The 13906-nt window shown below is 71.1% G+C and carries 14 protein-coding genes; 6 read left to right on the top strand and 8 right to left on the bottom strand.

What is annotated here, in order from left to right; genetic code table 11:
• Positions 1-73: 73 nt before the first annotated feature.
• The 5 genes from K4G64_RS22980 to ehuB form a co-directional block, all read right to left on the bottom strand.
• Entirely contained in the window at positions 74-832 is a 759-nt protein-coding gene (locus K4G64_RS22980) for an IclR family transcriptional regulator (protein ID WP_221757909.1), read from the bottom strand.
• Positions 833-1040: 208 nt separating this feature from the next.
• A complete protein-coding gene (gene ehuA / locus K4G64_RS22975) occupies positions 1041-1838 on the bottom strand; it encodes an ectoine/hydroxyectoine ABC transporter ATP-binding protein EhuA (RefSeq protein WP_221757908.1) in 798 nt (265 codons plus the stop codon).
• Positions 1828-2478 carry an ectoine/hydroxyectoine ABC transporter permease subunit EhuD gene (gene ehuD, locus K4G64_RS22970; protein WP_221757907.1) on the bottom strand — a complete coding sequence of 217 codons (651 nt, stop codon included), beginning with the start codon at positions 2476-2478 and terminating at the stop codon, positions 1828-1830. The genes ehuA and ehuD overlap by 11 nt, the downstream gene beginning before the upstream one ends.
• Positions 2475-3191, bottom strand: coding sequence for an ectoine/hydroxyectoine ABC transporter permease subunit EhuC (gene ehuC / locus K4G64_RS22965; protein ID WP_221757906.1), 717 nt, complete (start codon positions 3189-3191; stop codon positions 2475-2477). Before ehuC ends, ehuD begins: the two co-directional genes overlap by 4 nt.
• Positions 3188-4129, bottom strand: a complete 942-nt coding sequence (ehuB, locus tag K4G64_RS22960) for an ectoine/hydroxyectoine ABC transporter substrate-binding protein EhuB (RefSeq protein WP_374206438.1) — start codon at positions 4127-4129, stop codon at positions 3188-3190. Before ehuB ends, ehuC begins: the two co-directional genes overlap by 4 nt.
• A gap of 107 nt (positions 4130-4236) precedes the next feature.
• On the opposite strand from ehuB, the gene K4G64_RS22955 reads away from it, so the two are divergent.
• Positions 4237-4731: a DUF3830 family protein gene (locus tag K4G64_RS22955; RefSeq protein WP_184846750.1), complete on the top strand. Its 495-nt coding sequence runs from the start codon at positions 4237-4239 to the stop codon at positions 4729-4731.
• Here K4G64_RS22955 and K4G64_RS22950 read toward each other — a convergent pair.
• Together K4G64_RS22950 and K4G64_RS22945 are read right to left on the bottom strand one after the other, a co-directional pair.
• Positions 4712-6121, bottom strand: coding sequence for an amidase (locus K4G64_RS22950; protein ID WP_221757905.1), 1410 nt, complete (start codon positions 6119-6121; stop codon positions 4712-4714). The two genes, K4G64_RS22955 and K4G64_RS22950, sit on opposite strands and share 20 nt — an antisense overlap.
• 17 nt (positions 6122-6138) lie before the next feature.
• On the bottom strand, positions 6139-7086 hold the full coding sequence (locus K4G64_RS22945) for a D-2-hydroxyacid dehydrogenase (protein ID WP_221757904.1): 948 nt from the start codon (positions 7084-7086) through the stop codon (positions 6139-6141).
• Between the two features lie 197 nt (positions 7087-7283).
• Here K4G64_RS22945 and K4G64_RS22940 point away from each other — a divergent pair, with 197 nt between their 5' ends.
• The 4 genes from K4G64_RS22940 to K4G64_RS22925 all read left to right on the top strand — a co-directional run bounded on the left by K4G64_RS22940 (position 7284) and on the right by K4G64_RS22925 (position 10723).
• Positions 7284-8099, top strand: a complete 816-nt coding sequence (locus K4G64_RS22940) for an aspartate/glutamate racemase family protein (RefSeq protein ID WP_221757903.1) — start codon at positions 7284-7286, stop codon at positions 8097-8099.
• The gene (locus K4G64_RS22935; protein ID WP_221757902.1) at positions 8096-8827 is read left to right on the top strand and encodes a decarboxylase; all 732 of its coding nucleotides are present in this window, start codon (positions 8096-8098) and stop codon (positions 8825-8827) included. Before K4G64_RS22940 ends, K4G64_RS22935 begins: the two co-directional genes overlap by 4 nt.
• A gap of 438 nt (positions 8828-9265) precedes the next feature.
• Complete coding sequence (locus K4G64_RS22930; protein WP_260460832.1) at positions 9266-9490, top strand: hypothetical protein; 225 nt, start codon at positions 9266-9268, stop codon at positions 9488-9490.
• 126 nt (positions 9491-9616) lie between these two features.
• Positions 9617-10723, top strand: a complete 1107-nt coding sequence (locus K4G64_RS22925) for an LLM class flavin-dependent oxidoreductase (protein ID WP_221757900.1) — start codon at positions 9617-9619, stop codon at positions 10721-10723.
• On the opposite strand, the gene K4G64_RS22920 is transcribed toward K4G64_RS22925, so the two are convergent.
• On the bottom strand, positions 10699-12555 hold the full coding sequence (locus K4G64_RS22920; protein ID WP_221757899.1) for a bifunctional diguanylate cyclase/phosphodiesterase: 1857 nt from the start codon (positions 12553-12555) through the stop codon (positions 10699-10701). The two genes, K4G64_RS22925 and K4G64_RS22920, sit on opposite strands and share 25 nt — an antisense overlap.
• Before the next feature lie 277 nt (positions 12556-12832).
• On the opposite strand from K4G64_RS22920, the gene K4G64_RS22915 reads away from it, so the two are divergent.
• Positions 12833-13906: M6 family metalloprotease domain-containing protein (locus tag K4G64_RS22915; RefSeq protein ID WP_308122465.1), on the top strand; the 1074-nt coding region annotated here is incomplete at its 3' end.

Below are 13906 nucleotides of genomic sequence, written 5' to 3'. Positions count from 1 at the left end.
CCCAATGCCGAGGGGTGCTCCGGACCACCCGGGCGAGGGCCGGGGCGACGCCGAGGAGATCATGCCGAAGGCTCTAGATCGCCATGGAGAGCAGTACCGGTGCCGCGTGGCGGTTGAGGGCGTCGGCGGCCTGGCGCAGGCGGTGGGCGTGCTCGAGCGGGAGGGACAGGGCGAGGCAGCCGACGGAGGAGCCGGCCGTGATCGGGACGGCCGCGCAGACCGTGCCGACCGCGTACTCCTGCAGGTCCAGGACGGGCACGGTCGGCGGCTGGGCCTCCAGGCGGGAGAGCAGGAGCCGGTCGCTGGTGATGGTGCGCGAGGTGAGGCGGGCCATCTTGTGCCGGGCGAGGTGGTCGCGGCGCCCGGCGTGGTCGAGCTGGGTGAGCAGGCTCTTGCCGATGGCGGTGGCGTGCGCCGAGGAGCGGAAGTCGACCCACTCGTTGACCGCGGGCGTCGACGGGCTGTCGGCGTACTGGGTGATGCTGATCTCGCCGTCGACGTACCGGCTCATGTAGACGGCGGCGCCGACCGAGTCGCGCAGCCGGTCGAGGGTGCGCTGGAGCTTGTCGCGCAGGGCCTGCTCGCGGTGCTGGGCGGAGCCGAGGCGGGCCAGGGTCTCGCCCGTGACGTACGCGCCGTCGGTGATCTGCTCCACGTAGCCCTCGCGGCGCAGCATGCGCAGGAGCGCGGTCAGTCGCTCCGGTGCGATGCGGGTGTGCAGGGCTATCTCGGCGTCGGTGACACCGCTGGTACCGCGCGCCACCGTCTCCAGGACGCGCAGGGCTTCCTGGGCCGAGTGGTACGGGGTGGTCGGCTCGTGCTTCAGCGCCACGGTGGTCTCCCCCTGCGCTTGCTGTAGGGCCGTAATCCGGTCAGTGAACCTCTTCCAGGTTAACCGGCAAAAGGCTTGCGGGAAGCGGGGGTTGACAAGATTCCCGGGGCCCCGGACTGGGGCAATGGCACTCTGGCATATGCCAGAGGCATGCCCCAGTCCTCCCTTCCGTGAGGGGTCGGGTGTTGTGCCTGCTCACGGGCCGTAGTCACAGCACTGCGCTGAGGAACTCCCGTGTCCGGTCCAGCTCCGGGTCGCTGAAGATCTTCTCCGGCGGTCCCGACTCGATGATCCGGCCCGAATCGAACATCAGCACCTGATCGGAGATGTCCCGGGCGAAATTCATCTCGTGGGTCACACAGAGCATCGTGATGTCCGTGGAGCGGGCGATGTCCCTGAGGACGTCGAGGACGCCTGCGACCAGCTCGGGGTCGAGCGCGGAGGTCACCTCGTCCAGGAGCAGCACCTGCGGCCGCATCGCCAGGGCCCGGGCGATCGCCACCCGCTGCTGCTGGCCGCCGGAGAGCTGCGCCGGGTGCGCGTCGCACTTGTCGGCCAGGCCCACCATGTCGAGCAGGCCCTTGGCCCGCTCCACCGCCTCGTCCTTGGACATGCCGAGGACCGTGACCGGCGCCTCGGTGATGTTCCGCAGCACCGTCATGTTCGGGAACAGGTTGAACTGCTGGAAGACCATCCCGATCTTCTTGCGGACCTCGCGGACCTGCTTGTCGGAGGCCGGGAACAGCTGCTGCCCGTCGACCGTGATCGTGCCCTCGTCGGGCTTGAGCAGGGTCATCAGCAGCCGCAGGATCGTCGTCTTGCCGGATCCGGACGGCCCGATCAGGGTGACGTGCTTGCCGGCGTCGACCGAGAAGTCCAGGTGGTCCAGGACCGTGTTGCTCCCGAACCGCTTGGTGACCTGCTCCAGCCGGATCAGCTCGCCGGTGCTCGGGGCGGGGTTCTTCTCGGGATCGGTCCCGGGATTGGGGAGAGTGTCAGTGGGCAAGGCGTCGCTCCAGGGCTCGCAGGGCAAGGGAGGCCAGGTAGGAAATGACGATGAAGGCCACGCCGATCACCGTCAGCGGCTCGGTGAACTGGAAGTGCTCCTGCGAGTACAGGCGCGCCTGGCCGAGCATCTCCAGCACCGTGATCGCCATGACCATCGGCGTGTCCTTGAGCATGGAGATGACGTAGTTCCCGAGCGCGGGGACGACCCGGCGCACGGCCTGCGGCAGGATCACCGCGGACCACGTCCGGTGCAGCGGCAGGTTCAGCGCCGTCGCCGCCTCCCACTGGCCGACCGGCACGGCCTCGATACCGGCCCGGTAGACCTGCATCGTGTACGTCGAGTAGTGCAGCCCGATCGCGAAGACACCGGTGGTCAGCGCCGAGAAGGTCAGGCCCCACTCGGGCAGCACGTAGAAGAGGAAGAACAGCTGTACCAGCAGCGGGGTGTTGCGAACGAACTCCGTGACCACGCCGACCGGCCAGGTCACCCAGCGCGAGGGCACCCGCATCAGCAGCGCCCACACCAGGCCCAGCACGAACGAGATCAGCGAACCGAGGGCCAGGATCTGCAGGGTGACCAGCAGACCGTCCCAGAGGTGCGGCAGGAAGCCGCTGACTGCGCTCCAGTCCCACTTCATGCGACAGCACCTCCCACACCGGTGGTCTGCGGACGGTCCAGCTCCTGGTCGGGCGTGCTCCCGACCGTCTTGCCGGTGCCGGTCTTGAGCTTGCGCTCCAGGCCGCGCATGCCGCGGGTCAGGACGAAGGCGATCACGAAGTAGATCAGCAGCACGATCGTGTAGATCTCCGCGCTCTCCTGGAGCGCCAGGCGCACCAGGTTGCCGCTGAACGCCAGGTCACCCATGCCCATGATGGACACCAGGGCGGTGCCCTTGAGCAGTTCGACCAGCAGGTTGGAGAACGGCGGGATCATCTCCGGCACGGCCTGCGGCAGCAGGATCAGCCGCAGCCGCTGCCAGGGCGTGAAGCTGAGCGCGATGCCGCCCTCCTTCTGCGCCGGATCCACCGCGTTCAGCGCGCCGCGCACGATCTCGGAGCCGTACGCCCCGTAGGTCAGACCGAGCGCGAGCGTGCCCGCCCACAGCGGCACCAGCTGCCAGCCGAAGGCGATGGGCAGCACGAAGTACACCCAGAAGATCATCACCAGCGCCGAAGTGCCGCGGAACACCTCGGTGTAGACGCCCGCGAGGAAGCGGACGATCCACAGCCGGTGGGTGCGCGCCACGCCGACGAAGAAGGACACCGCGGCGCCCAGCAGGGCGCTGCAGACGAGGAGCTGGATCGTGACCCAGACGCCCTTGAGTACGAGTTCCCAGAGTCCTGAGGTCATCCGCCGCAGAGCTCCTTCGCGGTCATGTCCGTCATCTCGGCCCGGGTGAAACCGAACGGCCGCAGGATGCGGAAGAGTTCGCCGCTCTTCTTGAGCTTGCGCAGCTCCACGTTGAAGGCGTCGCGCAGGTTCGACTCGGTCGGCCGGAACGCGAAGGCGCCTCCGTCGACGTGCGGCTTGCCGTCCACGAGCGGCGCGAACGGCTTGGTCGCCTCCGCCTTGGACGACTTCTTCACCACCTCACGGGTGGTCAGCGCCGTACCGGCGAACACGTCCACACGCCCCGCCTCGACGGCGTTCAGGCCCGCGACCTGGTCCGGGACGATCAGGATCTCGCTCTCCTTGTACCCCGCCTCGACGGCGTACTGGATCTCGGCGTAGCCGGTCCCGGTGGCGAACTTCGCCTTCTTCGCGACGACGTCCTTGTAGCTGTGCAGCCCCTTCGGGTTGCCCTTGCGCACGATGAACGAGTCGAGCATCTGGTAGTCGGGGTCGGCGAAGATGACCTGCTCGCAGCGCTCGGGGTTGACGTACATCCCGGCGGCCACGACGTCGAACTGCTGGGAGTTCAGGCCCGGGATGAGCGAGCCGAACTCGGTCGGCACGGGCTGCACCCGGTCGATGCCGAGTCGCTTGAAGATCACCTTGGCCAGCTCCGGTGCCTCGCCGGTCAGCTCGCCGTTCTTGTCGATGAAGCCGAACGGGATCTCGCCGGCGATGCCGAGGCGGACGACGCCCGCCGCACGGAGCCGGTCGAGCAGGTCACCGCCCTTGACGTCGGACGCGGTGGCGACCCTGCTGCATCCGGCGGCGCCCAGCGCGCCGAGCGCCGCGACCCCCGCGAGCAGCGACCGGCGGGTGGGCCCGGAGGCGGGCCCGGATATGGGTTCGGGACTTCGCAGTGTGCTTCTGTGAGGGCTTCTCTGTGGTGGAGCCATGGGCGCGCGGCTACCCGACCGCATCCGAGTTATTCCGGTCTTTTCAAGCCCCGCACTTACCCCGTGCGCTCTTGACCCGGGCGGCGGTGGGCACTCCCATGGAGGGCATGGCTGATCGCTACATCGAAGTCTCGCTGGTCAAGCGTGACGTGACCTGCACGGCCAGGCTGCTGGACGACCGCGCCCCGATCACCTGCGCGGCCGTCTGGGATTCCCTTCCGCTGGCCGGTGACGTCTACCACGCGAAGTACGCACGCAATGAGATCTACGCCCTTTTCCCACCTTTCGCCCAAACCGAGCCACCACTGGAAAACCCGACCATCACCCCCATCCCCGGCGACCTGTGCTATTTCACCTTCGCCGGGGCGGAGTTGGGGACCAAGGCCTACGGCTACGACCGCGAGGTCCGCGCCGGGACCACGCTCGTCGACCTGGCCCTGTTCTACGAGCGCAACAACCTGCTGCTGAACGGCGATGTCGGCTGGGTCCCCGGCATCGTCTGGGGCCAGGTCGTCGACGGCCTGGAGACCATGGCCGAGGCGTGCAACGACCTGTGGAGGTCGGGAGCGGCGGGGGAGTCGCTCAGCTTCCGGAGGGCGTAGGCCGGCCGGCGGACGCCACCCGGGCCTCGAACAGCGCGTGGGCCGCCCGCAGCACCAGATCGTCCCGGTGCCGGGCGGCCACGAGCTGCAGCCCGATCGGCAGACCGTCCGCGTCGGTGCCGACCGGCACGCTCGCAGCGGGCTGCTGCGTCATGTTGAACGGGTAGGTGAACGGGGTCCAGCCCGTCCACCGCCGATGGCCGGATCCCTTCGGCACCTCGGCGCCCGCCTCGAACGCCGTGAGCGGCATGGTCGGCGTGACGAGCAGGTCGTAGGTGTCGTGGAAGCGGCCCATCCGGCGGCCCAGGTCCATCCGCACGTCCACCGCGGCCAGATACTCCAGCGCCGAGTAGCGGGCGCCCCGCGCGCAGATCTCCCGCAGACCCGGGTCGAGCAACTCCCGCTGGTGCGGGCCCAGGTGCTGGGTCACCCGGGCCGCCCCGCTGAACCACAGGGTGTGGAAGGCCTCCACCGGGTCGGTCAGGTCCGGGTCGGTCTCCGTGACGTACGCGCCGAGCTCCGCCAGCCGCTCCACCGCCCGCCGCACCGCCCTCGCGACCGCCGGCCGCACCGCCACCTGCCCGCCCAGCGACGGCGAGTACGCCACCCGCAGCCCGCGCACCCCGCCCGCCAGAGCGTCGGTGTAGGGGCCGGCCGGGGCGGACAGCGCCGACCAGTCGCGCGAGTCCGGATGCCCGATCACGTCCATCATCAGCGCCGCGTCGGCCGCGTCCCGGGTCATCGGCCCGACGTGCGCCAGCGTGCCGAAGGCGCTCGCGGGGTAGAGCGGCACGCGCCCGTACGTCGGCTTCAGCGCGAAGATCCCGCAGAACGAGGCCGGGATACGGACGCTGCCGCCGCCGTCCGTGCCCAGCGACAGCGGTCCCGCGCCGAGCGCCACGGCCGCCGCGCTGCCGCCGCTCGACCCGCCCGCGGTGCGCGAGGGATCGCACGGATTGCGGGTGATCCCGCTGAGCGGTGAGTCCGTCACGCCCTTCCAGCCGAACTCGGGGGTCGTCGTCTTGCCGATGAAGACCGCCCCGTGCTCGCGCAGCCGGGCCACCGACGGCGCGTCCTCGTCCCACCGCCCCGCCGGATCCACGGCCTTCGACCCGCGCAGGGTCGGCGCCCCGCGCTGCAGCAGGATGTCCTTGACGGTGACCGGCACCCCGTCGAGCAGGCCCCGTGGCTCACCGCGCCGCCATCGCTCCTCGGACTCCCGGGCCTGCTCCAGAGCCTCTTCGGCGGTCAGCCGGACGAAGGCGTTCACCTCCGGCTGGATCACCTCGGCCCGCTCCAGCGCCGCCCGTGTCGCCTCCACGGGACCCCACTCGCCCTTGCGGTACCCCTCGAGGAGCCGTACGGCGGTCAGCTCGGTGAGCTCGGTCATCCACCCTCCCAGGAACGTCAGTGACCAGGTACGTACCCACGCTGCTTGTCGACCACGTTCTTCAACGGCTCCCCGGTCGCCCACTGGTCGTACAACTCCACGAACTGGGAACCGAGTTCGTCACGCCAGCCGATGGTGTCGCCGCTCATGTGCGGGGACACGATCAGGCCCGGGGCCTGCCACAACGGGCTCTCGGCGGGCAGTGGTTCGGCCTCGAAGACGTCCAGGGCGGCGCCCGCGATCCAGCGCTTGGCCAGGGCCTCGGCGAGCGCGTCCTCGACGACGAGCTGGCCGCGGCCGATGTTGACGAACCGGGCCGACGGCTGCATCAGACCGAAGCGGCGGGCGTCGAACATCCCGTGCGTCTCGTCCGTGAGCGGCGCCGCCGCGATCACCCAGTCCGCGCGGGCCAGCAGCCGGTCCAGGTCCTCCGGGCCGTGCACGCCGGAGCGCGCGGCGCGGCCCACCAGCGCGGTCGTGATGTCCAGCGCCCCCAGGGTGCGCGCGATCGCCCGGCCGATCGGCCCCGACCCGACCACCACGGCCCGGCTCCCGGCGATCTTCAGCGACTCGCGGTGCCGCCAGGTCCGCTCCCGCTGCAACTCCAGCGTCCTCGGCAGGTCCTTGGCCATCGCCAGCACGAGCGCGGCGACGTACTCCGCGATCGGCTGGTCGAAGATGCCGCGCGCGTTCGTCACCACCGTGTCGGAAGCGGCGAGTTCCGGACACATCAGATGGTCCACCCCGGCGCTCGCCGTGTGCACCCAGCGTGGCCGCGGACCCTCGCCGGGCCAGGCGTCCCGCACGGCGCGCGAGGTGAAGTCCCACACCAGGAGTACATCCGCGCGCGGGAGGCGCTCGGCGAGCCCCGCCGCGTCCGTGTGTTCGATGCGGGCGCGGCCGGTGAGGCGGCCGAGGCGTGGGAGGGGTTCGGCGTCCAGGACGAGGAGGGTGGGGGTGGGCATGAGCAGCCGATTCTCCAGCCGTTCGGCGGGGCCGGCCCGCCTTCGCGCGCGTGCCGGTGACGACGAGTTAACCCGGTGTTGACCAGGGAGTGATCCGGGCGGATTGACCACGCTCGCACCCGAACCTACCGTCGTCAACACGGGCGTTCCCACGATCCGTTGCACACTAGTTGCCCAGCGTGAGGCCGGTGCCTGCCATGGACGTCTCATTTCTCGGCGGGCCCAGCCCGCAGCGCGGGGTCGGCGTCGTCGCCCCGTTCGACTTCGCACTCGACCGCGAGCTGTGGCGCTGGGTGCCGGACGATGTCTCGCTCCATGTGACCCGCACACCGTTCGTGCCGGTCGAGGTGAGTCTCGACCTGGCCCGACTGGTCAGCGAGCACGAGACGCTGAGTGAGGCGGTCCGCACGCTCACCGCGATCTCCCCCGAGGTCGTGGCCTACGCCTGCACCTCGGGCAGCTTCGTCGGCGGCATGATGGGCGAGCGGGCGATGTGCGAGGCGATGAGCCGGGCCGGAGCCGTACCGGCGATCACCACCTCCGGCGCACTGCTGGAGGCCCTGGTGGAGCTGGACGTGCGCCGGGTGGCGCTGGTGACGCCGTACACGGTCTCGGTGACGCGGTCGCTGGAGGCCTACGTCGCCCAGGCCGGCGTCACGATCTCCGGCTGCGCCTTCATGGGGCTGACCCGGCACATCTGGAAGGTCCCCTACCGGGAGGTGGTGGACATGGCCCGGCAGGCCGTCCGCGGTGACGCCGACGCGCTGTTCATCAGCTGCACCAACCTGCCCACGTACGACGTGATCCCCCAGCTGGAGGCCGAGCTGCGCATCCCCGTGATCTCGGCCAACCAAGTGACGATGTGGGCGGCACTGCGCCGACTGGGTACCCGTGCGGTGGGGCCGTACCAAGCGCTGATCAATCCGGCGGCGCGTTCCGGTCCCGCAGCGCCGGGGGCGGACCCCGGTCCCGTACTGCCGGAAGAAGAGCAGCAGCAGGAAGGCTGGACATGACAGCACTGGGATTTCTCTACCCGGGCCACTCCGCCGAGGACGACTATCCGCGCATCGAGCAGTTGCTGGGCAGCGACATCCGGGTGGACCTGGTGCACACCGACATCGGTGAGGACGCGCACCGGGTGGACGCGCTGCTCGAGATGGGCTCCGCCGGCCGGCTCGCCGCGGGCGTCCAGGAACTGCGGCACGCCGGTGCGGACGCGGTGGTGTGGGCCTGCACCAGCGGCAGCTTCGTCTACGGCTGGGACGGCGCGCAGGAGCAGGTCCGCGCCCTGGCCCAGACGGCCGGCATGCCCGCCTCCTCCACGTCCTTCGCGTTCGCGCACGCGGTGCGGGAGCTGGGGGTGCGCAGGGTCGCGATCGGAGCGACGTACCCGGAGGACGTGGCGCAGCTCTTCGCCGAGTTCCTGCGCGCGGCCGACATCGAGGTCGTGTCGGTCAACAGCTCCGGCATCATCACGGCCGCCGAGGTCGGCACCTGGGGCGAGGCCGAACTCCTCACCCTGGCCCGCGACTCCGACCACCCCGACGCGGAGGCGCTCCTCCTCCCCGACACGGCCCTGCACACGGCGGCCCACATCCCGGCCCTGGAGAAGGAACTCGGCAAGCCGATCCTCACCGCCAACCAGGTCACGGTCTGGGAGGGCCTGCGCCTGGCGGACCGCCGGGTGAACGCACCGGAACTGGGGGCGCTCTTCACGCGGGAGCCGATCGTCCAGGTGTGAGGTCTCCGGCTCGGTCCTCGCCCTCCGCGGCCCCTGTCGCGGGCGGCGAGGCGAAGCCGGGCAGGCCGGTCGGGCTCCCGTTCAAGGACGCTCCGCCCTCGCCCGGCGCCACCGCAGCACGCGCAGTACGGCATAGGCGGCGAGGGCGAAGGCGACGCCCGCCGCCGTGCCGTGCCCTCGAACGCGTCCTCCATGCGGGCCGGAATCGGTCCCGCCTCTTCTTCGGTGCACAGTGGGGCATACGTGCTCCAACTCCCCGGTCAGTGCTGAGGAATGCTCAACTCCGCCGCATCAGGCGACACACGGGTTGACCGAAAGCGCGTTCCCCACCTGCTGTCCATCGCGTGCACACTGACCACGTCCGCAGCCAGTCGTGCCGTGAAGGACTCTCCGATGGGCGAATCGGGTCCGTTCAGATCCGCTGCAAGCGTTGTCCGGTTGGCCGGGCGCCTGCTGTGCTGGAGCCTGGCCGCGGCCATGGCCTCGGCTGCCGCGGACGCCTTCCTTCACCCCCACCTTCCCTGGTGGGGTGCCGTGTGGCCGCTGCCCTGGTGGTTCGCCTGCCTGGCCGCCCTCGCGTGGACCGTCCTGCGGGCCCGCGAGAAGTGCGACGGGACGCCCCCGCAGGACACCACCCGCGACGACTGGGAGCAGGCCGCCTGACGGCCCCGGGCGCAGTGGCCGGGAGGCTGCCTGAGGGCCCCCGCGCAAGGGCCGGGAATAACCGGAGACAGTCCCCTGTTAGAGCCGGAACGAACAGCACCGGCACACAGCAGGAGGCACCCCACCGTGGCGGCAGACGAGACACGCGGCGACGAGATACGCGGCGCGGCACAGGGCAGCGCCCCCGTCCCCCTCTCCGTACTGGACCTGGTCACCGTGGGGGCCGGCCGCACCGCCTCCGACGCCCTGCGCACCAGCGTCGACCTGGTCCGCCTCGCGGAGAACCGCGGCTTCCACCGGTACTGGGTCGCCGAGCACCACTCCATGCCGGGCGTGGCCTCCTCGTCCCCGGCCGTGATCCTGGCCCACCTCGCCGCCCACACCGACCGCATCCGGCTCGGCTCGGGCGGTGTGATGCTGCCCAATCACGCCCCGCTCGTGATCGCCGAGCAGTTCGGCACGCTGGAGGCCATGGCCCCGGGCCGGATCGACCTCGGCCTCGGCCGCGCCCCCGGCACGGACGGCGCCACGGCCGCCGCCCTGCGCCGCACGGAACGGCTGAACGAGGGCGCGGACGATTTCCCGCAGCAGCTCGCCGAGCTGACCCGCTTCCTCGACGACGACTTCCCCGACGGGCACCCGTACCGCCGCATCCACGCCGTCCCCGGCCCGGTGCAGGCCACGTCCCCCGGCGGCGTCCAGTCCCCGCACCGCCCGCCGCTCTGGCTGCTCGGCTCCTCCGGCTTCAGCGCCCGCCTCGCCGGCGTCCTCGGGCTGCCCTTCGCCTTCGCCCACCACTTCTCGGCGCAGAACACGATTCCGGCGCTCGACCTGTACCGCGAGTCCTTCCAGCCCTCCGCCGTGCTCGACGAGCCGTACGCCCTCATCGGCGTCTCCGCGCTCGCCGCCGACGAGGAGAAGGAGGCCCGCCGGCAGGTGCTGGCCGCCGCCCTCAGCATGGTCCGGCTGCGCACCGGCCGCCCCGGCCTCGTGCCCAGCCCGGAGGAGGCGGAGGCCTACGAATTCAGCCCGATGGAGCGCGACTTCGTCGACTCCTGGAACGCCAACGTCATCCACGGCACCCCCGACGAGGTCCGCTCGGGCCTCGACGGCCTCGCCAAGCGCACCGGCGCCGACGAGCTGATGATCACGGCCAACGCGCACGGCGGAGACGTCCGTCTGCGCTCCTACGAACTCATCGCCGACGCCTACGGGTTGCCGACGCCCGCCTGAACGTCCGGCGTGCCCAGCAGCTCGGAGATCCGGTCCGGCGACACCGGGCGGGAGTACAGCCAGCCCTGTCCGGTGTCGCAGCCGATGCTCCGCAGCCGCGTCGCCTGCGCCGAGGTCTCCACGCACTCGGCCGTGACGGTCAGCCCGAGCCGGTGCGCGAGCTGGATCATCGCCTCGACGACCACCTCGTCGGCCGGGTTGGCACGGGCGGCCGCCTCCCGGTCGTCGTACTGGAAACCGCGTACGAAGGACCCGTCCAGCTTCAGCACCGACACCGGCAACCGGCTCAGGTAGGCCAGGTTCGAATAGCCCGTGCCGAAGTCGTCGATGGCGATCCGCACGCCCATGTCGCTGAGGGCCTTCAGGGCCTGCAGCGGGCGCCCCGCCGAACCCATCACGGCCGATTCGGTCAGCTCCAGCTGGAGCAGGTGGGGGGCGAGCCCGGTCTCGGCCAGCGTCTCGGCCACGTCCGCCACCAGGTCCGAGTCCCACACCTGCCGCACGGCCACGTTCACGCTGACGAAGATCGGCGGCTCGCCCGGGTGGTCCAGCTGCCACCGGCGGGCCTGCCCGCACGCCGTACGGAGCACCCAGCGGCCCAGCGGGACGATCGAACCGTCCTCCTCCGCGAGTCCGATGAACCGATTCGGCGTCAGTACGCCGAACTGGGGATGGTTCCAGCGGATAAGGGCCTCGACCCCGTGCAGCCGGTCGTCCTCCATGCCGACCAGCGGCTGGTACTCCAGCCGGAACTCGCCCCGGTCGATGGCCGGCCGGAGCGTGGAGGCGAGGGCCTGGCGGGTCATGCGGTGGGCGTTGCGCTCCGGGTCGAACAGCGTCCAGCGGGCCTTGCCGTCGGCCTTCGCCCAGTACAGCGTCGTGTCGGCGGCCTGCATCAGCGCGGTGGGGGTGGTGCCGGCCGCGTGCCGCTCCACGACACCGATCGACGCCGAGACCGACAGCCGCCGGCCGTCGATGTCGAACGGGTCCTGGACCGCCCGCAGCGCCGACTCGGCCAGGTCGGCCAGCTGTTCGGTGCCGGTGGAGTCCTCGACGAGCAGTGCGAACTCGTCACCGCCCAGCCGGGCCACCAGCGGGATGCTGGTCCGCGCGTGGCCGGCCTCGTCCGCGCAGCGCGTGAGGCGCTCGGCAACGGAGGCCAGCAGCCGGTCCCCGACGCGGTGGCCGAGGGTGTCGTTGATGGCCTTGAAGCCGTCCAGGTCCAGGTAGCACAGCCCGATCCGGCCCGTGCCGCTCTGCTCGTAGGACTCCGCCTCCAGCGCGGCCGACAGCCGTTCGAAGAACAGGGTGCGGTTGGGCAGCCGGGTCACCGGGTCGTGCATCTGCAAGTGCCGCAGCCGGGCCTGGAGTTCCCGGCGGGCGCTGATGTCGGCGACCGACAGCAGCACCCCGTCCTCGGCCGATAGTGGGGCGACCGTCACCTGCACCCACAGCGAGTGCCCGTCCGGGTGCTTGAGCCGGCGCGTGCAGCGCAGCCGGGACTGCCGTCCGCGCAGCACCTCGCGGTAGGCGTGCCAGGTGCGGGCGTCGGAGGTGAGGTCGACCAGGTCGGCGGCGACGGATCCGGCCAGCCCGTCCGGGCTGCCGCCGAGCAGCGCGGCGAGCGCGTCGTTCGCGCTGACGACCTTGCCCTCGCGGTCCACGACGGCCATGGCGAGCGGGGCGGCCGTGAAGACGGAACGGTAGGGCTGCCGGGCTGGGGGCTCGGTACGGGGAGACGTGTCGATCTCACTCTCTGTGACGACCGGCCGGTCCAGGTCTGCCGCGGGCGCCGGCCCTTCGGAGGTTCCGCTCACCGCTCGCTCCCGCATGTATTCGATCTCTGTCCGTGCAGGAAAGGTCAGGAAAGTGTGCCGATCATAGAGGCTGGCCCCAGTGCCTTCCAGCCGGTGTCCAGTCTTGCGGGCCAACCGGCGCTTCTGCCAGATCGTTTCTGCACGCACCTGGACGGCTTCTTCAGGCCCCCGACCAGTTGTGACGTTCTGTGAGTGCTTCGGGGGTGTCAGCTTCCGCGATTTTTCGACCCCTTCACCCGACCGGTGCAGGCAAATAGGACGCAGTAAGACAAATCATCACAGGCTGGGTGCGGTGTCCCGCGAACCGTACCCGGAGGTACCCGTGCCGCGTCCGTTCCCGCGCGCCCGACTGCGCAGTACCGCGGCCGTGTTCACCACCATGTCCGCGCTCGCCGCCACCTCCCTCGGTGCCGGCCCCTCGGTGGCCGGGCCCGACTCCGCCGTGCCTTGCGCCCTGACCCGGACCGACGCCCACCACTCGGAGGGCCTGGACACCTGGAACGCCGCCTATCCGCGCCCGGCCCGGTCCCTGAACGCGGTCATGGTCTTCCTGTCCTTCCCCGACGCCCACCCGCTGACCACGCCGCAGGAGCTGACCGCGGACCACTTCCCGGCCACCACCCGCTTCTTCGAACGCGCGTCCTACGGTCGCTTCACCCTGCGCCCGCACGCGCTGCGGCACTGGATCCGGATGCCGGAGCCGTCCACCGCGTACGCCATACGGCGCGACTGGAAGTCCGAGCACCGGGCCGCTTACCTGCGTGACGCGCTCTCCGTGGCCGACCCGCGGGTGGACTTCTCGCGCTACGACGTCGTGTACTTCGTCGCCGACCCGGATGCGCCGGGCGTGGACTCCGACGCGACCAAGGTGGTGAACCTGACGAGCCCGCTGCGGGCCGACGGCACCGATCTGCGCCGGATCGTCACGGTGTTCGAACAGCATCCGCCGGACCGGCTCGTTCTCGCCCACGAGACCGGGCACGTGTTCGATCTGCCCGACCTGTACCACCGGCCCGCGGACGGCAAGGGCGACTGGGACACGCACGTCGGCGACTGGGACCTGATGGGCAGCCAGTTCGGACTCGCCCCCGACCTCTTCGCCTGGCACAAGTGGAAGCTGGGTTGGCTGAATCCGCGGCAGGTGCGGTGCGTGCAGGACGCCGGGCCCCTCCGGCTTACCCTGGAACCGCTGGCGGCGGGGCCGGGGGTGCCGACGACGGGGGCCGCGGGGCCGCAGCCCTTCGGACTCGGACGGGGCACCAAGCTCGCGGTGGTCCGCACGGGGCCCGACAGCGTGCTCGCCCTGGAGGTGCGGGGGCAGCTGGGCAACGACGTGGCCGCCTGCCGGCAAGGGGTGCTCGTGTAC

Origin of the sequence: Streptomyces sp. WAC04114, from assembly GCF_019733245.1 — a bacterium.
GTDB classification, from domain to species: Bacteria; Actinomycetota; Actinomycetes; order Streptomycetales; family Streptomycetaceae; genus Streptomyces; species Streptomyces massasporeus_A.
Note: the sequence above shows the minus strand (reverse complement) of the source record. Positions and strands in the feature narration are given on the sequence as shown.